Source organism: Pseudomonas sp. LBUM1672 (assembly GCF_059695655.1).
In genome coordinates, this window is record NZ_CP166781.1 from 1,578,054 (window position 1) to 1,602,906 (window position 24,853).

The 24,853-nt window shown below is 60.8% G+C and carries 18 protein-coding genes; 12 read left to right on the top strand and 6 right to left on the bottom strand.

Features of this window, described 5'->3' with window-relative positions:
- Window positions 1–51: 51 nt before the first annotated feature.
- Entirely contained in the window at window positions 52–1,068 is a 1,017-nt protein-coding gene (locus ACA053_RS07130) for a Bug family tripartite tricarboxylate transporter substrate binding protein (protein ID WP_109628470.1), read from the bottom strand.
- A 377-nt stretch (window positions 1,069–1,445) separates the two neighbouring features.
- Here ACA053_RS07130 and ACA053_RS07135 point away from each other — a divergent pair, with 377 nt between their 5' ends.
- The 6 genes from ACA053_RS07135 to ACA053_RS07160 all read left to right on the top strand — a co-directional run bounded on the left by ACA053_RS07135 (window position 1,446) and on the right by ACA053_RS07160 (window position 8,897).
- Window positions 1,446–2,780 (top strand): MFS transporter, encoded by a 1,335-nt coding sequence (locus tag ACA053_RS07135; protein WP_497316295.1) that lies wholly within the window; start codon window positions 1,446–1,448, stop codon window positions 2,778–2,780.
- Complete coding sequence (locus tag ACA053_RS07140; protein WP_497394827.1) at window positions 2,773–3,744, top strand: amidohydrolase family protein; 972 nt, start codon at window positions 2,773–2,775, stop codon at window positions 3,742–3,744. The genes ACA053_RS07135 and ACA053_RS07140 overlap by 8 nt, the downstream gene beginning before the upstream one ends.
- Window positions 3,741–4,745 carry a 4-hydroxythreonine-4-phosphate dehydrogenase PdxA gene (locus tag ACA053_RS07145; protein ID WP_109628473.1) on the top strand — a complete coding sequence of 335 codons (1,005 nt, stop codon included), beginning with the start codon at window positions 3,741–3,743 and terminating at the stop codon, window positions 4,743–4,745. The genes ACA053_RS07140 and ACA053_RS07145 overlap by 4 nt, the downstream gene beginning before the upstream one ends.
- 328 nt (window positions 4,746–5,073) lie before the next feature.
- Window positions 5,074–6,249 (top strand): L-rhamnonate dehydratase, encoded by a 1,176-nt coding sequence (locus ACA053_RS07150; RefSeq protein WP_064679200.1) that lies wholly within the window; start codon window positions 5,074–5,076, stop codon window positions 6,247–6,249.
- 29 nt (window positions 6,250–6,278) lie between these two features.
- On the top strand, window positions 6,279–7,274 hold the full coding sequence (gene araD1 / locus ACA053_RS07155) for an AraD1 family protein (RefSeq protein ID WP_497394828.1): 996 nt from the start codon (window positions 6,279–6,281) through the stop codon (window positions 7,272–7,274).
- A gap of 42 nt (window positions 7,275–7,316) precedes the next feature.
- Window positions 7,317–8,897 (top strand): aldehyde dehydrogenase (NADP(+)), encoded by a 1,581-nt coding sequence (locus ACA053_RS07160; RefSeq protein WP_497394829.1) that lies wholly within the window; start codon window positions 7,317–7,319, stop codon window positions 8,895–8,897.
- Window positions 8,898–9,025: 128 nt separating this feature from the next.
- Here the strand turns inward: ACA053_RS07160 and ACA053_RS07165 are convergent, their stop codons facing one another.
- Window positions 9,026–9,934 (bottom strand): DMT family transporter, encoded by a 909-nt coding sequence (locus tag ACA053_RS07165; protein ID WP_497394830.1) that lies wholly within the window; start codon window positions 9,932–9,934, stop codon window positions 9,026–9,028.
- A gap of 156 nt (window positions 9,935–10,090) precedes the next feature.
- Here ACA053_RS07165 and aceK point away from each other — a divergent pair, with 156 nt between their 5' ends.
- From aceK to ACA053_RS07190, 5 genes are all read left to right on the top strand, one after another.
- Window positions 10,091–11,809 (top strand): bifunctional isocitrate dehydrogenase kinase/phosphatase, encoded by a 1,719-nt coding sequence (gene aceK, locus ACA053_RS07170; RefSeq protein WP_109628478.1) that lies wholly within the window; start codon window positions 10,091–10,093, stop codon window positions 11,807–11,809.
- 248 nt (window positions 11,810–12,057) lie between these two features.
- Complete coding sequence (gene hrpA / locus ACA053_RS07175; protein ID WP_497394831.1) at window positions 12,058–15,969, top strand: ATP-dependent RNA helicase HrpA; 3,912 nt, start codon at window positions 12,058–12,060, stop codon at window positions 15,967–15,969.
- Between the two features lie 417 nt (window positions 15,970–16,386).
- Window positions 16,387–17,508 (top strand): beta-ketoacyl-ACP synthase III, encoded by a 1,122-nt coding sequence (locus ACA053_RS07180; RefSeq protein WP_109628480.1) that lies wholly within the window; start codon window positions 16,387–16,389, stop codon window positions 17,506–17,508.
- Window positions 17,509–17,662: 154 nt separating this feature from the next.
- Window positions 17,663–18,274, top strand: coding sequence for an RNA polymerase sigma factor (locus tag ACA053_RS07185; RefSeq protein ID WP_497316307.1), 612 nt, complete (start codon window positions 17,663–17,665; stop codon window positions 18,272–18,274).
- Window positions 18,268–18,504, top strand: a complete 237-nt coding sequence (locus tag ACA053_RS07190) for an anti-sigma factor family protein (protein ID WP_109628482.1) — start codon at window positions 18,268–18,270, stop codon at window positions 18,502–18,504. The genes ACA053_RS07185 and ACA053_RS07190 overlap by 7 nt, the downstream gene beginning before the upstream one ends.
- A 133-nt stretch (window positions 18,505–18,637) precedes the next feature.
- On the opposite strand, the gene ACA053_RS07195 is transcribed toward ACA053_RS07190, so the two are convergent.
- Window positions 18,638–19,954 (bottom strand): putative porin, encoded by a 1,317-nt coding sequence (locus tag ACA053_RS07195; protein ID WP_497316309.1) that lies wholly within the window; start codon window positions 19,952–19,954, stop codon window positions 18,638–18,640.
- A gap of 284 nt (window positions 19,955–20,238) precedes the next feature.
- On the opposite strand from ACA053_RS07195, the gene ACA053_RS07200 reads away from it, so the two are divergent.
- Entirely contained in the window at window positions 20,239–21,363 is a 1,125-nt protein-coding gene (locus tag ACA053_RS07200) for a GNAT family N-acetyltransferase (RefSeq protein ID WP_497394832.1), read from the top strand.
- Between the two features lie 15 nt (window positions 21,364–21,378).
- On the opposite strand, the gene aqpZ is transcribed toward ACA053_RS07200, so the two are convergent.
- The 3 genes from aqpZ to ACA053_RS07215 form a co-directional block, all read right to left on the bottom strand.
- A complete protein-coding gene (gene aqpZ, locus ACA053_RS07205; protein ID WP_497316313.1) occupies window positions 21,379–22,074 on the bottom strand; it encodes an aquaporin Z in 696 nt (231 codons plus the stop codon).
- 301 nt (window positions 22,075–22,375) lie between these two features.
- Window positions 22,376–24,208 carry an ABC transporter ATP-binding protein gene (locus tag ACA053_RS07210; RefSeq protein WP_497394833.1) on the bottom strand — a complete coding sequence of 611 codons (1,833 nt, stop codon included), beginning with the start codon at window positions 24,206–24,208 and terminating at the stop codon, window positions 22,376–22,378.
- An 85-nt stretch (window positions 24,209–24,293) separates the two neighbouring features.
- Window positions 24,294–24,851: a peptidylprolyl isomerase gene (locus ACA053_RS07215; protein WP_497316317.1), complete on the bottom strand. Its 558-nt coding sequence runs from the start codon at window positions 24,849–24,851 to the stop codon at window positions 24,294–24,296.
- Window positions 24,852–24,853 lie beyond the last annotated feature (2 nt).

Genomic DNA, 24,853 nt, shown 5'->3' on the forward strand with positions numbered 1-24,853 from the left:
AAAGCACCTCCAGAGGTGACGGCCGTGCGCTTGCGGACGGCCGCGAACAACTCAGTTTTTCAACCAGCCGGCTTCTTTGAACACCGGCGTGACGCGGGCGGTGTCTTTCTCAATGTAGGCGGTCAGCGGCTCGCCTTCGAGGAAGGTCGGCACCAGTGCATTCTGCTTGACGTACGCCTTGAACTCCGGGGTCTCGGTGACTTTGCGCATCAGCTCGACATAAAACGCGCGCTGTTCGGCGGTGACTTCGCCGGGCATGAACACGGTGCGCGGGAAGCGGTACTGATCGATGCCCAGGCCTTGTTCGTGGCAAGTCGGGACATCGGCCCAGGATTTATCGCCCGCAACCTTATCGGTGTAGCCCATGCGCTCTTTACTGAACACGCAGAGCGGCTCGACCTGGTCCCCGCGCCACTGGCTGATGCTTTCGCTGGGGTTGTTGACGTTGGCGGCGATGTGTTTGCCGGCCAGTTGGGTCGCGGCTTCGCTGCCGCTCTTGAACGGGATGTACACCAGTTTGCTGTTGTTGGTCTGGTTCAGCAGCAGCGTCAGGGTCTGGTCGACATCCTTGGACTGGCTGCCGCCCATGCGCAGTTTCGACGGATCAGCCTTGGCGGCTTCGTAGAAGCCTTTGGCGTCCTTCCAGGGCGCATCCTTGTAGCTCCAGAGAATGAAGTCGTCCTCGGCGACGGCGGCAACCGGGGTCAGTTCCTGCCATTGATAGCCGAGCTTGGAAACCAGCGGCAACAGGTAGATGTTGTTGGTGCCGATCACCAGTTTTTCCGGATCGCCCTTGTTCATCTTCAAGTCGAGAAAGGCTTCGGCGCCGTTGCCGCCGCCCTTGTTGAGGACGATGGTATTGACGTCGAGGAACTTGTGCGTGGTGATGATCGACTGGATCAGCCGACCGAGTTGGTCAGTGCCGCCACCGGGGCCGCCGGCGACGACGATTTCGACGTTCTTGTCCGGCTGCCAGGCAGCGTTGGCAAGCGCGGGGAGGGCGCCGGCGGTGATCAGCGTGCAGCCAAGAATCAGACGGGATGTGCGACGGACGAATGCATTTCGCATGGAAGGCCTCGTTTTTTGTAATTGTTATGAATGACTTGTCGGTGCTCAAAAGCTGCAAGCCTGGGCTGAGTGTGGGAAGGGTCCGCCCCGGCGTCTAGTCAAAACAAAACATACACCGATAGCCTGCGGTTATAGGTCGAGACGGACAAATCAGTGATTGTCGCTGAAGGCTTTGCGCCAGAGCCTTTTGAGAGGAAAGTCGGTACAGGCGGCCTACCGTGAAAGCCCCCTGAAAACAGGGTATGCCATAACCCGAGGCTATCGCCGTATCTCAATCATTGATTAGACGGTTATCACTGAGCCTTCGATAGTGCTCATCAGCGCGGCAAACAGGCAGCGCACGGCATTCACAAAAATAATAAATCGAGGTACGCACCATGGCTCGTCCCAGTGCTTCCCTGCATCTACCCGGCGCGAGTGTCCAGCCAGCGTCCACACCGTTGACCAGCGCCACCAAAGCCAGCGGCGTGCGCTGGCGAATCTTTGCCATCGTTTTCGCGCTGACCATGGTCAACCTGATCGACCGGGTGTCACTGTCGATCGCGATGCCGACCATCGCCCACGAGTTTTCCCTGTCGCCAAGCATGCAAGGGCTGATCCTCAGCAGTTTTTTCTGGGCCTATGCGTTGTTGCAGATTCCCGGCGGCTGGCTGATCGATCGCTTCGGCCCGCATCGGGTCATCAGTTGGTCCACCGGGTTGTGGGGCACCTTTCAGGTACTGGCGGCGTTTGCGACGGGCGGCTTGTCATTGCTGTTCGCCCGGGTTGCACTCGGTGCTGCCGAGGCGCCGTTGTTCCCCTCTGGCGGCAAGCTGATTTCCCTGTGGCTGGCGCCGAGCGAGCGCAGTCGCGGCGCGGTGCTGATGGACAGTGGCAGCCCGTTGGGCGTGGCGCTGGGCGGGTTGATCATTGCCTACCTGATTGCTTCCCTGGATTCGTGGCGCCTGGCCTTCGTGATTGCCGGCATCGCGACCTTGGTGCTGGCCTGGCTGGCGCGGCGTTATCTGCGCGATGACCCGGCCACTCACCCGCAAGTGAATGCCGAAGAATTGGAGAAGATCAACGCCGGGCGCGCGACACCGGCTGCCGAAGCTGCGCGGGTGCCGGTCAAAGGCCTGGGCATCGCGGCCCGCTCGCTGAGCGGTTTGCTGATCGGTCGCGCCAGTTGGGCGATGGTGTATTTCGGTTTGCTGACCTGGGGCCCGAGTTATCTGGCGCAGGCTCGCGGCTTTGATATCAAGGGCATCGGCGCGGCGACTTTCGTGATCTTCGTGTGCGGCGCGTTGGGTTCGCTGACCGGTGGTTTCCTCTGCGATGGGTTGATCCGCAAGGGCGTGAGCCGTGGTGTGGCAGTCAAGAGCCTGCTGGCGTTTTCCGGTCTGGTCGCCCTCGGCGCCTTCCTGTTGTTGCCGACCCTGAGCAATCCTTTTGCGGCCGTGGCGTTGTTGGCCATGACCGCGTTTTTCCTGATGTGGGGCAGCCTCTACTGGAGCTTCCCGGCGTTGCTGGCGGCACCGGCGCGGGTCGGGTTGATCGGCGGCGTGATGAACATGGCCGGCAGCACTGGCGGTATCGCGGTGCCGATCCTGGTGGGGATCATTCTGCAGATGACCGGTGGTTTTGCGCCGGTGCTGGGGTTCTTTGCGGTGTGCTCGGCAGTCTTTGTGCTGGCGACGTTGTTCATCAGTCTCGACGAGGTGCGTAATGGGTGAACACCTATCTAACCGAGCGTGGAACGGACCAATCATCGACGCCCATCATCACTTCTGGGACCCGACGATCAATGACCATCCGTGGCTGGCGCCCGAGGCCAACATTGCGTTTCGCTACGGTGATTACAGCGCGATCAAGCGGCGCTATTTCCCCGAGGATTATTTCGCAGACGCCGGCCCGCATCGCGTGGTGCAAACGGTTTACGTCGAGACCGAATGGGACCCGCAAGACCCGATTGGCGAAACCGTGTTCATCGAAAGTCTGACGGCCCGTTACGGCGTCCCCAACGCAATCGTGGCGCAGGCCTGGCTCGATCACCCGGACGCCATCGCGGTACTGAGTGAACAAGCGAGCTTCAAGTGCGTGCGCAGCGTTCGCCACAAGCCGGGCGGACCGACTTCCCCCGCGCAGGTTGGCCATGTGCGCAGCCTCATGAGCGACGAGCATTGGCGGCGCAGTTTTGCTGCACTGGAAGGCCTGGGTTTGCATTTCGACTTGCAGACGTCCTGGTGGAATCTGCACGAGGCGGAACGGCTGGCCCGGGACTTTCCCGGCACCACGCTGATTCTCAACCACGCCGGGTTGCCCAATGACCGCAGCGCCGAAGGCCTGGCCGGTTGGCGTCTGGCGATGGCGCGGCTGGCCCAATGGCCGAACGTGCAGGTGAAGATTTCCGGCCTTGGCCAGAAGGGCCAGGCATGGCGCGCCAAGGACAACGCCTGGATCGTGCGTGAAGTGATCGCCATGTTCGGCACAGACCGGGCGATGTTCGCCAGCAACTTTCCGGTGGACAGCCTATGCGGCTCGTTCGACGACATCTACAGCGGTTTCAAATCCATCGTTGCTGATCTGCCAAGCGCCGATCAGGAGCGACTGTTCTACAGCAACGCGCAGCGGGTCTATCGCTGCGAGCCTTGCGCCATTGACCGCCAATGGCCTGAATTCTTGAGGAGTGAAGCATGAACAAGACAACCATCGCGATGGTGCTGGGTGACCCGGCGGGCATCGGCCCGGAACTGATCGCACGCCTGCTGGCGGAGCCTCAAGTGCGCAGCCAGGCCAATGTGATTTTGATCGCCGACGAGGCGGAAATGCGCCGTGGCATGCGCATCGCCGGGACGGAGTTTCCTTACCGTCGCGTCGAGTCGCTGGATCAGCTGTCGTTTGTCGACGACACGCCGCTGTTCTACGACTTTCGCGGCGACACCGTCGGTGAATTTCCACGCAGTGAAGCCAGCGTCATCGGCGGTCGCTACAGCCTCGACACCCTGGAACAAGCCCTGCGCCTGACCGAGGCCGGGACCACCGACGCGGTGCTGTTCGGGCCACTGAACAAGACCTCGCTGCACATGGCCGGCATGGCCCACAGCGATGAACTGCACTGGTTCGCCGAGCTGCTGGATTTCCACGGGCCGTTCTGCGAATTCAACGTGCTTGATAACCTCTGGACCTCCCGCGTGACGTCTCATGTGGCATTGGCCGAAGTGCCGGGCATGCTGACCCAGACGCGGGTAGTGGAAGCGATCCAGCTGATCGACACCGCGCTCAAGCGCAATGGCCTGGAAAAACCGCGCATCGGTGTGTGCGGCTTGAACCCGCACAACGGCGACAACGGCTCGTTCGGGCGCGAAGAACTGGACATCATCGGCCCGGCCGTGCGCTCGGCCCAGGCGTTGGGGATTGCGGCCGAAGGACCGTATCCGGCCGACACGATTTTCCTCAAGGTTCAGGGCGATGCCAGTGCCTTTGACGCGGTGGTGACGATGTATCACGACCAGGGGCAGATCGCGATCAAGTTGATGGGCTTCTCCCGTGGCGTCACCGTACAGGGCGGCTTGCCGATCCCCATCACCACACCGGCCCACGGCACCGCCTTCGATATCGCAGGGCAGGGCAAGGCCAATGTCGGTGCGATCCGCCAAGCCTTCGAAATCGCCTGCCGAATGGGCGTCAACAGCTACTGATCCAATTCCTAAAACTGCATAAATCCCCTGTGGGAGCGAGCCTGCTCGCGATAGCGGTCTGACAGTCACTTTAGACGTGCCTGGCCTGACGTCATCGCGAGCAGGCTCGCTCCCACATTTGTTTTGTGTGTGGCCGATAACCCTATCCACTCACTATTGCGTTTTTCCTATCACCCCAGGTTATCGCCGGATACGCATAAGTGATTATCCGCACCCCCCGGGCGCTGGCTAAAGTCGCTCCATCGAATGCCGGAACCCGCCACCCCGAGCGGCTCTGCGCAGCGACTCAACAACTACAAAAAGCCGGCAGCGCAAGGAATCCGTATCCATGAAAATCAAAGCCATCCGTACCCGCGTTTTCGAGTGGAAAGGCAAAGTCGTTCCCCCTCAGGCGCACTTCTGCACCAACGCCAGCGACATCCTGTTCGAGCGCGGCGACGCCATGGGCTCGTTCCGTTTCCACGGCTGGCTGGTGGTGGAAGTCGAGACCGACACCGGTCTCGTCGGCATCGGTAACTGCGCCCTGGCGCCACGTGTGGCCAAGGAAATCATCGACACCTACCTGGCGCCGATTGCGATTGGCGAAGACCCGTTCGACAACGAATACATCTGGCAGAAAATGTACCGCCAGAGCCACGCCTGGGGCCGTAAAGGCATCGGCATGGCGGCGATCTCGGCGATCGACATCGCCATCTGGGACATCATGGGCAAAGCCGTGAACAAGCCGGTGTTCAAACTGCTTGGCGGGCGCACCAAAGAGAAGATCTGGACCTACGCCTCCAAGCTCTACGCCAATGACAACCTCGACCTGTTCCTCGAAGAAGCCCAGGGCTATCTGAACCAGGGTTTCACCGCGCTGAAAATGCGCTTCGGCTATGGCCCGAAAGACGGCCCTGCCGGCATGCGCAAGAACATCGAGCAAGTGCGCGCCCTGCGTGAGCTGGCCGGCCCCGACATCGACATCATGCTCGAATGCTACATGGGCTGGACCCTGGAGTATGCCCGCCGCATGCTGCCCAAACTCGCCGAGTTCGAACCGCGCTGGCTCGAAGAGCCGGTGATTGCCGATGACATCGAGGGCTACATCGAGCTGAAGAAAATGGGGATCATGCCGATCTCCGGCGGCGAGCATGAGTTCACCTCCTATGGCTTCAAAGACCTGCTGGAACGCCGCGCCATCGACGTGATCCAGTACGACACCAACCGCGTCGGCGGCATCACCGCTGCGCGCAAGATCAACGCGATGGCCGAAGCCTGGTCGGTGCCGGTGATCCCGCACGCCGGGCAGATGCACAACTACCACCTGACCATGTCCACCACCGCCTCGCCGATGGCCGAGTTCTTCCCGGTGTTCGACGTCGAGGTCGGCAACGAACTCTTCTACTACGTGTTCAAGGGCGAGCCGCAACCGGTCAACGGTTACATCCAGCTCGATGACGACAAGCCGGGCCTGGGCCTGGAAATCTCCGATGAGTACTTGAGCGACTTCAACATCATCGAGTGACCCAAATCCCCGACTTTCTGGAGGCTGTCATGCGCCTGATTCAATTTGAAAACACTGCCGGTGAACGCCAGGTGGGCCTGGTCGAAGGCTCGCAGGTCCAGGTGCTCAAAGGCACCCGCAGCACCCGTGAACTGGCCCTCGCGGCGATCCGCGCCCAACGCAGCCTGCAAGAAGAAGTCGCTTTGCGCGGCACCGAACCGGGACCGGATTACGCGCAACTGTTGCAGCAGGGCCATGTACTGCCGCCACTGGACCACGAAGACCCGGCTCACTGCCTGATCAGCGGCACCGGCCTGACCCATTTGGGCAGCGCCTCGGCGCGGGACAAAATGCACCAGCAGGAAGGCGCGGTGGAAGCCGGCATGACCGACACCATGCGCATTTTCAAATGGGGCCTGGAGGGCGGCAAACCGGCGGCCGGGCAGGTCGGCGCGCAACCGGAATGGTTCTACAAAGGTGACGGCAGCATCGTCGTGCGCCCCGGCGCAGACTTCCCCGTGCCGCCGTTTGCCGAAGACGCTGGCGAAGAGCCGGAGCTGACTGGCCTCTACGTCATCGGCGACGACGGCCAGCCGTACCGCGTCGGTTACGCCTTGGGCAACGAGTTCTCCGACCATGTGATGGAGCGGCGCAACTACCTTTATCTCGCCCATTCGAAATTGCGTTTCTGCGCTTACGGTCCGGAACTGCGCGTTGGCGAATTGCCCAGGCACCTGGCCGGCACCAGCCGCATCACGCGCAATGGCGAAACGCTCTGGGAAAAAGAGTTTCTCAGCGGCGAAGACAACATGTGCCACAGCCTCGCCAACCTCGAATTCCACCACTTCAAGTACGCGCAGTTTCTGCGTCCGGGTGATGTCCACGTGCATTACTTCGGCACCGCCACGCTGTCGTTTGCCGACGGGGTAAAAACCCAGCCGGGCGATCGCTTCCAGATCAGCCTCGATGAGTTCGGCGCGCCACTGGAAAACGGCATCGGCGAAAGCGCGCAGCCGGTGGCCATCGGCCAGGTACGTGCGCTTTAAGTCTTCAATCACCGGCGTTGTTGGCCGGTCAAGGAATCACCCATGACCACGCTACTCGGACACAACTACATCGGCGGTCGCCGCAGTGCCAACGGTACGCAGCAGCTGCAAAGCCTCGATGTCACGACAGGCGAAGCGCTGCCGGGCAGTTTTTTCCAGGCCACTGAAGCGGAAGTGGACGCGGCAGCCAATGCGGCGGCCGCTGCCTACCCGGTCTACCGCAACCTCAGCGCGGAGAAACGCGCGCAGTTCCTCGACGCCATTGCTGATGAAATCGATGCCCTGGGCGATGACTTCGTCGCCACCGTGTGCCGCGAAACCGCGCTGCCGGCCGGGCGTATCCAGGGTGAGCGCGGACGCACCAGCGGCCAGATGCGTTTGTTCGCCAAGGTCCTGCGGCGCGGCGATTTTTACGGTGCGCGCATTGATCGAGCGCTACCGGATCGGCAGCCGTTGCCGCGTCCGGACCTGCGTCAGTACCGCATCGCCTTGGGGCCTGTCGCCGTGTTCGGTGCCAGTAACTTTCCGCTCGCCTTTTCCACGGCCGGTGGCGACACCGCTTCGGCGCTGGCTGCCGGTTGCCCGGTGGTGTTCAAGGCCCACAGCGGGCACATGACGACGGCCGAGTGGGTCGCCGACGCGATCATTCGCGCCGCCGAGCGCACCGAAATGCCGCCCGGCGTGTTCAACATGATTTATGGCGGGGGTGTCGGCGAATGGCTGGTCAAGCACCCGGCGATTCAGGCGGTGGGCTTCACCGGTTCGCTCAAGGGCGGCAATGCCCTGAGCCACATGGCTGCGAACCGGCCGCAACCGATCCCGGTGTTTGCCGAGATGTCGAGCATCAACCCGGTGTTCCTGCTGCCCGAAGCGCTCGCGGTGCGCGGCGAGCAAATTGCTGCGCAGTTGGCCGGGTCGGTCACGTTGGGTTGCGGGCAGTTCTGCACCAATCCGGGCCTTGTCATCGGTTTGCGCTCGCCGCAGTTCAGCCTGTTTCTGGAATCGTTCTGCGCGAGCATGAACCAGCAACCGGCGCAGACGATGCTCAATGCCGGCGCGCTGGTCAGTTACAACCTGGGCCTTGGGGCGTTGCACGAGCATCCGGGGCTGACGCACCTGGCGGGCAAGCCGCAACAGGGCAATCAGGCGCAACCGCAGGTGTTCAAGGCGGACGTCAGCCTGTTGCTCAAGGGCGATGAGCTGCTTCAGGAAGAAGTGTTCGGGCCGACCACCATCGTCATCGAGGTCGAAGACCAGGCGCAGCTGGCGGCAGCGTTGCACGGCCTGCGCGGGCAATTGACCGCGACGTTGATTGGCGAGGCGGAGGAATTGCTCGAATACCGTTGGCTGGCGCAGTTGCTGCAGGAAAAGGTCGGGCGGATTCTGTTGAACGGCTATCCGACCGGAGTCGAGGTGTGTGAGGCGATGGTGCATGGCGGGCCGTATCCGGCGACGTCGGATTCGCGCGGGACGTCGGTCGGGACGTTGGCGATTGATCGATTCCTGCGGCCGCTGTGTTTCCAGAATTATCCGGATGCGTTGCTGCCCGAGGCGCTGCAGAACGCCAATCCGCTGGGGATTCGGCGGTTGGTGGATGGCGAGGTGAGTCAGTCAGCTTTGTAGTGTTTGGGCTGCCGCCATCGCGGGCAAGCCCGCTCCCACAGTGATTGGTGTCGTATACAGATTCTGTGATCAATACCAAACCCTGTGGGAGCGGGCTTGCCCGCGATGACGGCATCAGCCACACCCAATTACTTGGCAGCCACCGCCGCAGCCTTCACCACCGAAGGCTTCAACACCAGCCACAACGCCGCCGCAATCAACACCCCGCCATAAATGTGCGCCATCGACAACGGCTCATCCAGCAACAGCGCCCCCCACAACACCCCGAACGGCGGGATCAGGAAGGTCGTGGTCATCGACCTCACCGGCCCGATCGAGCTGAGCAGGCGGAAGTAGATAATGTACGCCAGCGCGGTACACACCAGCCCCAACCCCAGCAACGACAACCAGACATTCCAGCCGCCCCAGCTTGCCGATGGCTGGCTGATCACGCTGTAGCCGAACAACGGCAACAGGAACAGCGTCGCCCCGAGCATGCTGCCCAGCGCCGAAAGACGACTGTCGAGACCGCCCGCGTGATCGAGCCAGCGGCGGGCCAGGAACCCGGCAAAGCCATAACAGGTGGTGGCGAGCAGGCAGGCGACGGCGCCCATCAGCAATTCCATGTCGAACGCCACCGGACCGGCACGGGTCAGGACGCCCACGCCAGGCAGTCCGAGGAAGACCCCGCCAAGCTTGGCGGCGGTGAGTTTTTCATGGAAGAACAGGCCGCCGATCAACACGCCCATCAGCGGCGTGGTGGCATTGAAAATTGCCGAGTAACCGGCCGGCAGCACTTGGGCGGCCACCGAATAGAGGGTCGCCGGAATCCCGGAGTTGATCACCCCGAGCAGCATCACCGTCTTGAGTTTGCCTTTGAAGTCCCAACTGATGCGCATCAGCCCGAGGATCACCAGCAAGCCGGTGGCGGCAATCGACACGCGGAAAAAGGCAGTGGGGATTGTGCCAATCACTGGGGCGATGATGCGCATGAACAGAAAGCTCGCGCCCCAGATCGCTGCCAGCGACAGCAAACGGAAAATATCGACAGGGCTCACGGTGCACTCCTTCCTTGATGGGGACGAGAGTGTTGCCGAGCGCCTGATCCATGGCAACCGAAAAACGAGCATTTAACCCGAGCCGAAAATTACGCTTCTCTGCATCCGGTTCACTGGCTAAGCTCAGGGCTCACGAATTCCCGCAGAGGTCTCACCATGCCGCAGCAATGGCCAGCCGCCGACATCGCCCGAATGATCCTCGATGGCTTTGACGATTACCGCGAGCATTTCCGCCAGATCACTGACGGCGCCCGGGCCCGCTTCGAACAGGCCAAGTGGCAGGAGGCGCAGGTAGCCTCGGCCGCGCGGATCAATCTGTACGAAGAGAAAGTCAGCGAAACGGTGGAACGGCTGCGCATCGCGTTCGACGCCGACACGCTGGACGTCAGTTGCTGGCCGCTGGTCAAAAGCGCTTACATCACCCTGATCGACCTGCGTTTCGACGATGAACTGTCCGAAACCTGGTACAACTCGATTTTCTGCGGGCTGTTCAGCCATGACCTGATCAGCGACGGCTGCATGTTCATCCACACCACCCGGCCCAGCCTGCGCCGGGCCCGCGCCGCGCAAACCCGGACCTACAAGCCTCAGGGCCAGTTGTCCGGCATGCTCGCGAGTATTTTTGCCGATTACAGCTTCAGCGAGGATTACGCCGACCTGGCTGGCGACCTGCACCGCCTCGAAGCGCAACTGCGCGAGAACCTGCCGGACTGGGTGTGCAAGGACCCGGAATTGAGCGTCGAGCTGTTTTCCTCTGTGCTCTACCGCAACAAGGGCGCGTACCTGGTGGGGCGCATCTACACCCGGGACGAACAATGGCCGCTGGTGATTCCGCTGTTGCACCGCGAAGGCCGCGGGATTCAGATCGATGCGCTGATCACCGATGAAGCCGATGTCTCGATCATCTTCTCGTTCACCCGCTCGTATTTCATGGTGGATGTGCCGGTGCCGGCCGAGTTCATTGGCTTCCTCAAGCGCATCCTGCCGGGCAAGCACATCGCCGAGCTGTACACCTCGATCGGTTTCTACAAGCACGGCAAGTCCGAGTTCTACCGGGCACTGATCAATCACCTGGCCAACACCGACGACCAATTCATCATGGCCCCCGGTGTGCGCGGCATGGTGATGAGCGTGTTCACGCTGCCGGGTTTCAATACCGTGTTCAAAATCATCAAGGACCGTTTCTCGCCGTCGAAAAACGTCGACCGCGCCACGGTGATCGAAAAATACCGTTTGGTAAAAAGCGTCGACCGGGTCGGGCGCATGGCCGATACCCAGGAATTCGCCGACTTTCGCTTCCCGTTGAGCAAGTTCGAGCCGGCGTGTCTGGAGGAACTGCTTGAGGTCGCCGCGTCCACGGTGTCGGTGGAAGGCGACACCGTGCTGATTCGCCACTGCTGGACCGAGCGGCGAATGACGCCGCTCAACCTGTACCTGGAAAACGCCAACGACGCGCAAGTCCGCGAGGCGCTGGAGGATTATGGGCTGGCGATCAAGCAACTGGCGGCGGCGAACATCTTTCCCGGCGACATGCTGTTGAAGAACTTCGGCGTCACTCGGCACGGTCGCGTGGTGTTTTATGACTATGACGAGATCTGCTTCCTGACCGAAGCCAACTTCCGCCACATCCCGCAACCGCGTACGCCCGAAGATGAAATGGCGTCCGAGCCGTGGTATTCGATCGGGCCGCTGGATGTGTTTCCCGAGGAGTTTCCGCCGTTTCTGTTTGCCGATTCCGGGCAAAGGAAGCTGTTTGATCAGTTACACGGCGAGTTGTACAACGCCGATTACTGGAAAAGCCTTCAGGAAGCCATCCGCGCCGGCAAGGTCATCGACGTGTTCCCGTATCGGCGCAAAGGCCTCGACAACGAATAGCCCGCTCTGAGATGACACCCTGTGGTGATGGGGCTTTTGTGGCGAGGGGATTTATCCCCGTTGGGTTGCGAAGCGACCCTAAAACCATCCACCGCGGTATTGCAGATAAACCGCGCGTACCGGTTTACGATTGCTTCGCAACCGAACGGGGATAAATCCCCTCACCACAAAAGCGGTTGCATTCGCCTCCATGCACGCAAATCTGCGACAATCGCCCCCTGCGCCACTAGACGACTTTTGCGTACCTGATGACTGACGAATCGCCTTCCATCGACAAACTGCTGAAAAACCTCGATCACGCCATGCTCGCCGACCGTCACCGGCTGCGGCGGCAGTTGCTTGAGCTGCGCAAGAAACCCGACGAGGCCAAGCTGGCCCTGTGGGTGACGCGCATGCAGGCGTCCTGTGACCAGGTGTTGGCGCGGCGCGCCAGCCTGCCGGTGATTCGTTACGACGACAGTTTGCCGATCGCCGCCAAGCGCGATGAAATCAAGGAAGCGCTGCTCAAGCATCAGGTGCTGATCATCGCCGGCGAAACCGGCTCGGGCAAAACCACCCAGTTGCCGAAGATCTGCCTGGAAATCGGCCGAGGCCAGCACGGCCTGATCGGCCACACCCAGCCGCGTCGAATCGCTGCACGCAGCGTGGCCAGCCGGGTTGCTGAAGAATTGGCGACGCCATTGGGCGCGCTGGTTGGCTATCAGGTGCGGTTCGAGGATCAGAGCGATTCCAACACCTTGATCAAGCTGATGACCGACGGCATCCTGTTGGCGGAAACCCAGAACGATCGCTACCTCGAACGCTACGACACGATCATCGTCGACGAAGCCCACGAACGCAGCCTCAACATCGACTTCCTGCTCGGTTACCTGAAAACCCTGCTGCCGCGCCGTCCGGACCTGAAAGTCATCATCACCTCGGCGACCATCGACCTGGAGCGCTTCTCCAAGCACTTCGATGACGCGCCGATTGTCGAAGTCTCCGGCCGCACCTTCCCGGTGGAAACCTGGTACCGCCCGCTGACCCTGGAGCAGGACGAAGAGGGCAACCGCGTCGAGGACGACCTGACTGTGGATCAGGCGATCCTCGCCACCCTCGACGAAATCGCCGCGTTCGAACGCAGCGAGCGCAAGAGCCCCGGCGATGTGCTGGTGTTCCTGCCCGGCGAACGCGAGATTCGCGATGCCGCCGACATGCTGCGCAAGGCCCAGCTCAAGCACACCGAGATTCTGCCGCTGTACGCGCGGTTGTCGCCGGCCGAACAGCAGCGGATTTTCCAGTCGCACCCGGGCCGTCGCGTGGTGCTGGCGACCAACGTCGCGGAAACCTCGCTGACCGTGCCGGGCATCCGTTACGTGATCGACAGCGGCACCGCGCGCATCAGCCGTTACAGCTACCGCGCCAAGGTCCAGCGCCTGCCCATCGAAGCCATTTCCCAGGCCAGCGCCAATCAGCGTAAAGGCCGTTGCGGACGGGTCGAGCCGGGGATCTGCATCCGTCTCTATGGCGAAGAAGACTTCATCGGTCGCCCGGAATTTACCGACCCGGAAATTCTGCGGACCAACCTCGCGGCGGTGATTTTGCAGATGCTGCATCTGCGCCTCGGCGAGATCACCGACTTCCCGTTTATCGAGCCGCCGGATGGCAAGGCCATCAGCGACGGCTTCAACCTGCTGCAAGAACTCTCGGCAGTGGACCGCAACAGCCAGCTGACCCCGCTCGGTCGCCAGTTGGCGCGCCTGCCGGTGGACCCGCGCATGGGACGCATGCTGCTGGAAGCGGCGAAACTCGGCAGCCTGCAGGAAGTGCTGATCGTCGCCAGCGCCATGTCGATCCAGGATCCGCGCGAGCGTCCGCCGGAGCGTCAGCAAGCAGCGGATCAGGCGCACGCTCAATGGAAAGACGTGGACTCGGATTTCGCCGGGCTGGTCAATCTGTGGCGTGGTTTTGAAGAGCAGCGCCAGGCGCTGACGGCGAGTCCGCTGCGTAATTGGTGCCGCAAGAACTTCCTCAATTACCTGCGCCTGCGCGAATGGCGCGACTCGCATCGTCAGTTGAGCCTGATCTGCCGCGACATGCAGTTGAGCCTGAACAAAGAGCCGGCGGATTACCCGAAACTGCACAAAGCCGTGCTCTCGGGCCTGCTCAGCCAGATCGGCCAGAAAACCGATGAAGGCGATTACCTCGGCGCCCGTCAGCGGCGTTTCTGGATTCACCCGTCATCGGGGCTTGGCAAGAAGCGTCCGCAATGGCTGATGACCGCCGAATTGGTGGAAACCACCAAGCTCTATGCGCGCATGGTCGCCAAGATCGATTCGGACTGGATCGAGCCGCTGGCCGGGCACCTGATCAAGAAAAATCACTTCGAACCGCACTGGGAGAAGAAGCGCGGTCAGGTCGTGGCGTTCGAGCAGATCACGCTGTTCGGGTTGATCGTGGTCGGTCGCCGGCCGGTGCATTACGGGCCGATTGACCCGGTGGTGTCCCGTGAGTTTTTCATTCGTGAAGGCCTGGTGCGGGGCGAGATTCAGTCCAAAGCCAAATGTTTGTCGGCCAATGCGCAATTGCTGGAACAGCTCGACGAACTGGAAGCCAAGGCCCGTCGTCGCGACATTCTGGCCGACGAAGAAACCCTGTTCGCTTTCTACGATGCGCGCCTGCCAGCAGAGATTCACCAGACCGCGACTTTCGACAGTTGGTACAAGGTCAACAGCCAGAAAGACCCGCAGCTGCTGATCATGCGCGAAGAAGACGTGCTGGCCCGCGAGGCCAGTGAAGTCACCGCCCTGCATTACCCGGACACCTTGCACATCGGCGATCTGGAACTGGCCCTCAGTTACCACTTCGAGCCGAATCACCCGCGCGACGGCGTGACCCTTCGCGTGCCGGCGCCGCTGTTACCGATGTTGCCGCCGGAACGCCTGGAATGGCTGGTGCCGGGCGTGATCGAGGCCAAGTGCATCGCGCTGGTGCGCAACCTGCCCAAGGCCCTGCGCAAGAATTTTGTGCCGGTGCCGGACTTCGTCAAAGCCGCGTTGCAACGCATGACCTTTGCCGAGGGCTCGTTGCCGCAGGCGTTGGGCCGCGAGCTGCTGCGCATGACGGGCGCGCGGGTCAGCGATGAAGCCTGGGCGGAAGCATCGCAACAGGTCGACAGTCATCTGCGGATGAACCTGGAAATCGTCGACGGCCAGGGCAAGTTCCTCGGCGAAGGGCGAGACCTGGCCGAATTGACCGCACGTTTTGCCGAAGCCAGCCAGGCCGCGTTGGCCGTGCCGCAAACCGCGAAAAGCCAGCAGCCGGTGGAGGCGAAGGTCTTCGCAGCAGTGGCGGAAAAGACTCAACAGAAGATCGCCGGGCTGTCGATGACGGTGTATCCGGCGCTGGTGGAAGAGAGCGGCACGGTCAAGGAAGGGCGTTTCTCGACCCCGGCCGAAGCCGAGTTCCAGCATCGCCGCGCCTTGCAGCGGTTGCTGATGCAACAACTGGCTGACACGGCCAAGTTCTTGCGCGGAAAATTGCCGGGGCTGACCGAACTGGGCCTGATGTACCGCGACATGGGGCGCATCGACAGTCTGGTGGAAGACATTCTGCTGGCCAGTCTCGACAGCTGCATTCTCGACGGCGAAGACCCGTTGCCCCGCGATGGCGCCGGGTTGGCGGCACTGGCCGAACGCAAGCGCGGTGGTTGGACCGAGCACGCCGAGCGTCTGGCCAAGTTGACGCTGGAGATCCTCAAGCTCTGGCACGGTCTGCAAAAGCGCTTCAAGGGCAAGATCGATCTGGCCCAAGCCGTGGCCCTGAACGACATCAAGCAGCAGCTCAGCCAGCTGGTGTATCCGGGGTTTGTCCGGGAAACGCCGATGCAGTGGCTCAAGGAATTGCCGCGTTACTTGAAAGCCGTCGAGCAGCGCTTTGAGAAAATCGGTGCTCAGGTGCAGCGGGATCGGGTCTGGAGTGGCGAATTGTCTGGCCTGTGGGCGCAATATCAGACTCGCGCCAGCAAGCACGCCCAGGAAGGCAAGCGCGATCCGCAACTGGAACTCTATCGCTGGTGGCTGGAGGAATACCGGGTTTCGCTGTTCGCCCAGCAACTGGGGACCAAGGTGCCGATCTCCGACAAGCGCTTGAACAAGCAATGGACCCAGGTCGAACCCTAGGGGCGGAGGCTTGCACAATACCTGTGGGAGCGGGCTTTTGTGGTGAGGGGATTTATCTGTGGCGAGGGGATTTATCCCCGTTGGGGTGGCGAAGCCGCCCCAAAACCTGCAGCCTTGGTCTATCAGGCACACCGAGTGCGCTGGTTTCACGACTGCTTCGCAGCCGAACGGGGATAAATCCCCTCGCCACATAGGTTTACACAGGTCCTCCGTTGCTTTCGCAAATGGCGCCAAAACCCAATGTTTATGGCAAACTTCGCGCCTATAAACGCCGGTCCCGCGGTTTTGAGCCTCTCAAGGTTCGGGCGGTACGGAATAAAGCGATGCCAGGTGTGCTTCCCGTGACGGGAACAGACCCTTTGTGTGTTGGTACGTCGGTGCCAATGCTTTCTGCCTGAACAGATTAGAGAAACGACCATGCATAACGTCGTCATCAGCGGCACCGGCCTGTACACCCCGGCCAACAGCATCTCCAATGAAGAGCTGGTGCAGTCTTTCAACGCTTACGTCGCGCTATTCAACGCCGACAACGCTGACGCCATTGCCCGTGGTGAAGTCGAAGCGTTGACCGAATCCAGCGCTGCGTTTATCGAAAAGGCGTCCGGCATCAAGAGCCGCTTTGTCATGGACAAGGACGGCATCCTCGACCCGCAACGCATGGCCCCGCGTCTGCCTGAGCGTTCCAACGACGAATGGTCGGTGCTTTGCCAGATGGCCATCGGCGCGGCCGAACAAGCCTTGCAGCGTGCCGGCAAGACCGCCGCGGACATCGACGGTGTGATCGTCGCCTGCTCCAACCTGCAACGCGCCTACCCGGCCATCGCCATCGAAGTCCAGGAAGCGTTGGGCATCCAGGGTTTCGGTTTCGACATGAACGTGGCCTGCTCCTCGGCGACCTTCGGCATCCAGGCCGCCGCCAACAGCGTGCAACTGGGCCAGGCCCGGGCAGTCCTGATGGTCAACCCGGAAGTCTGCACCGGTCACCTGAACTTCCGCGACCGTGACAGCCACTTCATCTTTGGCGACGCGGCGACGGCGGTGATCATCGAGCGTGCAGACCTGGCGACGTCCAAGTATCAGTTCGACGTGGTCAGTACCAAACTGCTGACCAAGTTCTCCAACAACATCCGCAACAACTTCGGCTTCCTCAACCGCGCAGCGGAAGAGGGCATCGGTGCCAAGGACAAACTGTTCGTGCAGGAAGGCCGCAAGGTGTTCCGCGACGTCTGCCCGATGGTCGCCGAGCTGATCGCCACGCACCTGGAAGAGAACAAGCTCAACGTCAGCGACGTGAAGCGCTTCTGGTTGCACCAGGCCAACCTCAGCATGAACCACCTGATCGTCAAGAAACTGCTGGGCCGCGAAGCCACCGAAGAAGAAGCACCGGTGATTCTCGACACCTACGCCAATACCAGCTCCGCCGGCTCGGTGATTTCGTTTCACAAACATCAGGACGATCTGCCTGCCGGTTCCTTGGCCGTGCTCAGTTCGTTCGGCGCCGGTTACTCGATTGGCAGCGTGCTGTTGCGCAAACGTTGAGGGGGAAGGCTGTCGTTCTTTACTTGGATTCGTGATGGCTTTTCCTACAGCCGAAACAGTCGGGACGCTGTAACTTTCGGAAATGACAGTAGGATGTTGCCGACGGCGAAGTCCTGCTGACTCATTTTTCGAGGTCAGGACAAGGGGTTTGTGAATGGCGGCTGACGACGCGAAACTGCTGGAACGATTGCTGGCAGGTGAGCAACAGGCCTTCAAAGAGTTGGTCAGCACTTATCAGAGCCCGATGCGTGCGGTGGCTTATGCGATCGTCGGCAGCCGGCATGCCGACGAAGTGGTGCAGGACGCGTGGCTGTCAGCCGTGCGCCATCTGAGCAAGTTTGAGGCGCGTTCGAGCCTCAAGACGTGGTTGCTGACCATCACCGCAAACTCGGCAAAAGGTCGCTACAAACAAAACCGTCGTGAAGTGCTGCTCGATGACCTTCCATCGCCGCATGGCAGCGTTGATGACGATCGTTTTTCTGCCGCGGACGGCCACTGGCTGGTGGCGCCATTCGCCTGGCATCAAGACACGCCAGAGGCGCTGTTGACCGAAAACGAACTACGTGAATGCCTCGAACACACCTTGCTCAGCCTGTCGGAACTGCAAAGCAGCGTCTTGTTACTTCGTGAACGTCAGGGCCTGGAGCTGGAAGAGATCTGTAATCTTCTGGAAATCTCGCTCTCCAATGTTCGCGTGCTGCTGCATCGGGCACGGTTGAAGGTCTTTGCGACCGTAGAACATTTTGAGGAAACCGGTGAATGCTGACCTGTAAGGAGCAAGTGGCACGCTCCAGTGATTATCTCGATGGCCAGTTGAGCTTTCGGGAGAAGTTGCTGGTGCGGCATCATTTAATGTTCTGCCCCAATTGCCGGCGGTTCATTCGTCAGATGCGCTTGATGCAGGCGACGCTGCGCGTCTTGCCGGAGGAGGCTGTGCCGGAGGTCGATGCACTTGCCGAACGTCTCGCTGCGGAGCGTCGCAAGGACATTCCGTAAAGTCGTGGCGTTATCGCAGGGAAGAGAAGCAGGCCGGCGTGGATGCATCGAACGGATGATGGGGATCGATCCATCCACGCCAGACTGTAAAGCACCTCAAGCGTCCATGACCTGAGGCGTGCAACGGTGCTGCTTAGAACTTGGCTTCGGCATCCAGTTGCAGGGTGTTGATGTCCGAATCCTTGAGGGTGGCGTTGGTGTAGTCAGAGTTAGCCATGAAGTACGTCGCGCCCAGGGCGAAGTTCTTGTCCAGCTCGTAACTCACTTTCAACTTGCTGCCACGCGAACCGGTGAAACCGTTGGCGAAGTCGGAGTCGGTGAAGGCACCGACCACCGCGTTACGCTGTACGTCGCGATAGTTGTAGTCCACGGCGAAGCCATAGAACTTGGTCTTTACACCCGCCAGCCAGGCAGAATCCTGATCGTTGCTGGCATCTTTGTTGTTGACGTACTGGCCGTACAGCGAGAGCGGCAGTGGCAGGCCGGTGATGTCGATCTGGCCAAAGCCTTCGTACAGTTTGAATTGCTCGTTCGGGGTGTTGCCGTTGGTGGCCAGCACGGATGGAATGCTGGTGCCGCCTGCGGTGATGTCGTCGTCGTTGTCGTAGCCGTAGACACTGCCGCCCAGGGTCAGTTTCAGGTTGTCGGTGAGGGCGAAACGCGCGCCCAACTGGCCGGCGTACAGACGCAAATCGTGCTTGAACTGCACGCCGTCGCCGTCGACGTTGTCTTTGAGGGTGTAGTGGCCGGCGCTACCGAACAGCTCGGTGCTGGCGCCCAGCGGGTATTTGTAAGTGAGTGCCAGGCCTTCGGGGCTGATGTCGCTATCCCAGATGATGTCGCCCATGCTCACCCATTGCTGTGGCATCTTGCCGCCCACGATGTGCAGGTTTTTGGCGAAGTCCGGGTGGTAGTCGACGTAACCCTGGTCCAGCCAGATCGACTTCTTGTCGAAGTAATTGTCCAGGCTCTGGTTGGTGGAACGGGCGTCGTCGTTGTTACCGGTGGCGATACGGATGCCGGTGTCGACTTGTGGGTTGATCTCGGTGTAGGCACCCAGGCGGGCACGAACGCGCTGACGATCCTGGTCGCGGTTGTTGGAAACGCCATCGTTCTTGACTGTCTCCTGGCGGAAACGCACGTCGCCCTTGAATTGGGTCTTGGCGGCCCAGGCCAGTTTCTGGTCAAAGGTGCTCAGTTCATTGGTTTTCTTCGCAGTGGCCGCGATCTGCTCGTTGGTTTCCTGCTGAGCCTGACGGGCGATTTGCTGGTCTTTCTGATCCCTGGCTAACTCGGCTTGCAGTTCGCTGTATTGCGCGTTAGTAATCGAGCCGTTTGCCTTGAGCATGTCGAGCAGTTTGGCGTCGACTGCGGCGCTGGCCGGAACGCTCATGGCCAGCAGCAGACCGCCACACAGGGCCGCCGCAGTTTTCGTGGAAGCAAGACGCATATCAATCTCCGAAGATGTAAGGGGATGACTGAGCCATCCGGGACACAACCGACCATTGACGGACGGAAACAGTGGCCGGGTAGAACCCGACGCTCTAAAAACTGGCGCCAGTATCGCGATGGTTTATTACAGAGCAGTGGCAAAGTGATGGCGTCTCGATGACGATACAAAGACTGTCTGAACTTTTGATCCAGAGCCCTGTCGGCGCTTTTTGACGGATGTGTAATGGCGGGCGATAGGCGATACTCGCCGGGCTGTTACGCGAAGAAGTCGAGAGGGTGTCAATGCCGCTGCAACGTCTGGAAAGCCTGTCCGATATTGGTCCGCGCACGTGGGATGCCCTGGTGCCGGATAATCAGCCGTTCCTGCGCCATGCCTTTCTCAGCGCGCTGGAAGACAGTGGCAGCGTCGCCGCCCATTCCGGCTGGCAGCCCGAGCATCTGTTGCATATCGAAGAGGGGCGGCTGATCGCCGCGCTACCCAGCTACCGCAAGTGGCATTCCTACGGCGAGTACGTGTTCGATCACGCCTGGGCCGATGCCTGTGAGCGTGCCGGCATCGACTATTACCCGAAGCTGTTGACCGCCGTGCCGTTCAGCCCGGTCAGCGGGCCACGGTTGCTGGCGCGCAGTGTCGAGGACGGTTTCGAGCTGCTCAAGAGCCTGCCGGGCTACCTGGAGATCGAAGAACTCTCCAGCGCTCACATCAATTTCACAGACCCTTTCACCGACGCGGCATTGGCCGAACAACCCGGCTGGTTGCAGCGGATCGGCTGTCAGTACCACTGGCAGAATCGCGGTTATCGGGACTTTCAGGATTTCCTCGACGTACTCAGTTCGCGCAAACGTAAGCAGATGCGCAAGGAGCGCGAGCAAGTGGCGGGGCAGGGGATTGATTTCGAATGGCTGGAAGGCAAGCAGCTGGATCAGGCGCAGTGGGATTTTGTCTATGCCTGCTACGCCAATACCTACGCGGTGCGTCGGCAAAGGCCCTATTTGACGCGGGAGTTTTTCAGTCTGCTGGCCGAGCGCATGCCCGAAGCCATTCGCGTGGTGCTGGCCAAACAAGGTTCACGACCCGTGGCCATGGCCTTCAGCCTGGTGGGCGGCGACAGTTTTTACGGGCGTTACTGGGGCTGCCTGGCGGAGTTCGACCGTTTGCATTTCGAGACCTGTTTCTACCAGGGCATGGACTACGCGATTGCCAATGGCTTCCAGCGTTTTGATGCCGGCGCCCAAGGCGAACACAAGTTGATTCGCGGCTTTGAACCGGTGATCACCCATTCCTGGCATTACCTGCGTCACCCCGGACTGAAAGCCGCGGTCAAAGACTTCCTGCACCAGGAACGTCTTGGGGTGTTGGCCTATGCCGAGGAAGCGAGGACCGCGTTGCCTTATCGGCAGGCATGACCCTCGCCCGTGGCATCAAGTGACTTCCTTGCCCAGCCAGCGATACGTCACGCCGCCAACCACCGCGCCCAGCAGCGGCGCCACCCAGAACATCCACAATTGCGCGATGGCCCAGCCACCGACCATCAACGCCGGACCGGTGCTGCGGGCCGGGTTGACCGAGGTGTTGGTGACGGGAATCGAGATCAAGTGAATCAGTGTCAAGGCCAGGCCGATGGCAATCGGTGCAAGCCCGGCGGGCGCACGTTTGTCGGTGGCACCGAGGATGATCAGTACGAACATTGCGGTCATCACCAGTTCACAGACAAAGCCTGCGGCCATTGAGTACTTGCCCGGGGAGTGTTCGCCATAGCCGTTCGAGGCCAGGCCGGCGGAGAGGTCGAAACCTTCCTTGCCGCTGGCGATGTAGTAGATCAGCGCGGCGGCGATGATCGCGCCAATCACCTGGGCGATGATGTACGCAGGCAACTCCCGGGCCGGAAACCGGCCTCCGACACACAGGCCGACGGAGACGGCAGGGTTGAGGTGACAACCGGAAATATGGCCAATGGCGAAGGCCATGGTCAACACGGTGAGACCAAACGCGATGGCCACACCCAGCACCCCGATCCCGAGGGGCGAAGACGCGGCGAGCACCGCACTGCCGCAACCTCCCAATACGAGCCAGAACGTACCTAACAGCTCAGTGACTGAACGTTTGAACAGAGGCATGAGAGCGTCCTTGATAGGCGACCTATCGAGACTGTATCGCGTGATGCATCCTGCAGGCTTACGACAGGCTCATCTCCAGAACCTTGGCTGAGTACAGCAGGGATTTTGCGGATTTCCAGCGGCCACAAAAAACCGCCAGGGCCTGTGGGTAGCAGGCTGTGGCGGTTTTTCAGTCTGGCGGAGATCAATGTGGGAGCGAGCCTGCTCGCGATAGCGGTGTATCAAACGGCAAAAATGCTGACTGACACACCGCTATCGCGAGCAGGCTCGCTCCTACAGGTTCTGTGTTGATCTCGCGGTATCAATCGATCCCGACAAACCCACCCGTCTGGTGCTGCCACAGCCGCGCATACAACCCGCCATGCGCCAGCAGTTCGGCGTGGGTGCCGGTTTCGGCGATCTTGCCTTTTTCCAGCACCACCAGCCGATCCATCCGGGCGATGGTCGAGAGCCGGTGGGCGATGGCGATCACGGTTTTGCCCTGCATCAGGGTTTCCAGGCTTTCCTGGATCGCCGCTTCGACTTCCGAATCCAGTGCCGAGGTCGCCTCGTCCATGATCAGGATCGGTGCATCCTTGAGCAGCACGCGAGCGATCGCAATCCGCTGACGCTGGCCGCCGGAGAGTTTCACCCCGCGTTCACCCACATGCGCATCGAAACCGGTACGGCCTTCGGCGTCCGACAGCAACGGAATGAACTCATCGGCGCGGGCTTTGTGCACCGCTTCCCACAGCTCCGCGTCGGTGGCGTCGGGCCTGCCATAAAGCAAATTGTCGCGGATCGAACGGTGCAGCAACGAGGTGTCCTGAGTGATCATGCCGATGCGCTCGCGCAGGCTTTCCTGGCCGACTTCGGCGATGTCCTGCCCATCGATGAGGATTCGCCCGCCCTGCACGTCATACAGGCGCAGCAGTAGGTTGACCAGGGTCGATTTGCCCGCGCCGGACGGTCCGATCAAGCCGATTTTCTCACCGGGCTTGATCGTCAGGTTGAGGTCGCCAATGATCCCGCTCTTCTTGCCGTAGTGAAAATCCACATGTTCGAAGCGCACTTCGCCACGGGGCACGGTCAGCGGTTTGGCCTGATCGCGGTCGGTGATGCTGACCGGTTGGGCGATGGTGCGCAAACCGTCCTGGACCATGCCGATGTTTTCGAAGATGCCGGTGACTACCCACATGATCCAGCCGGACATGTTGACGATACGAATCACCAGGCCTGTCGCCAGGGCAATCGCGCCGACCGAGATCAGCGACTGCGTCCACAGCCACAGGGCCAGGCCGGTGGTGGTGACGATCAGCAGGCCGTTCATGCTGGTGATGGCCACGTCCATGCTGGTGACCACGCGCCCGGCCAGTTGCGCTTTTTCGGTTTGCTCCTTGATGGCTTCCTTGGCGTATTGCTGTTCATGGTTGGTGTGGGCGAACAGCTTCAAGGTGGTGATGTTGGTGTAGCCGTCGACGATCCGTCCCATGAGTTTGGAGCGCGCATCGGAGGATTGCACCGAGCGGTCCTTGACCCGCGGCACGAAGTAATAAAGCGCGCCGATGAACCCGGCGATCCAGGTCGTCAGCGGGATCATCAGGCGCCAGTCGGCTTCGGCAAACAGCACCAGCGCGCTGATGGCGTAGATCAGCACGTGCCAAAGGGCATCCACCGCTTGCACGGCAGAGTCGCGCAGGGCGTTGCCGGTCTGCATGATGCGCTGGGCGATGCGCCCGGCGAAGTCGTTCTGAAAGAAATTCAGGCTCTGTTTGAGCACGTAGCGGTGGTTCTGCCAGAGAATCAGGCTGGTCATGCCGGGGTTCAGCGTCTGGTGTACCAGCAGGTCGTGCAGACCGAAGAAAATCGGTCGCAGAACCAGGGTCACCACCACCATCCAGGTCAGCTCAAGTGCGTGCTCCTGGAAGAAATCCGGGTTCGGCGTGCCTTGGGCCAGGTCGATGATGCGGCTCAGGTAGTTGAACAGCGCGACTTCGATCAGGGAGGCGAATAGGCCGACGATCAGCAGGGCGGCGAAACTTGGCCAGACCTGCTTCAAGTAGTAGGTATAGAAGGGGAGAACCCGATCCGGCGGAGCCGTCGTCGGAGCGTCGCGGAATATGTCGATCAGTTTCTCGAAACGGCGATAAAGCATCAGTTCTCCGCCCGCGCACGGGCTCTCCTTTAAACAATATGAGCGGCGCCGGATACCGGCAGCCGCTCAAGCACTCCTGTGCAGATTAGTCGATAACTTTGGCAGATTTGATGAACACAGGGTCGGCCGGTACGTCTTTCATGCCGCTTTTGGTGGTGGTCTGGGAGTTGACGATGACATCGACCACATCCATGCCTTTGACGACTTTACCGAACACGGCATAGCCATCGCCCTGGTCCAGGAAGTCGTTGTCCTTGACGTTGATGAAGAATTGGCTGGTGGCCGAATCCGGGTTCGAGGTGCGGGCCATGGACAGCGTGCCACGCACGTTATGCAAGCCGTTCTTGGATTCGTTCTTGATCGGTGCCTTGGTTTCTTTTTGCTGCATCTGTTGCGTGAAACCACCGCCCTGGACCATGAAGCCAGGAATCACACGGTGGAAAATCGTGTTGTTGTAGAAGCCGCTGTTGACGTAATCAAGGAAGTTCTTGGTACTGATCGGTGCCTTGACCGAGTCCAGTTCGATTTCGATCTGGCCGTTGGTGGTTTCCAGCAACACGTGTGGCGCCTTGGCGGGCGTTGCGGCCATCAGGTTGGCGGCAAACAGAACGGAGCCGGCGACGAGGGCGATTTTTTTCAGCATGG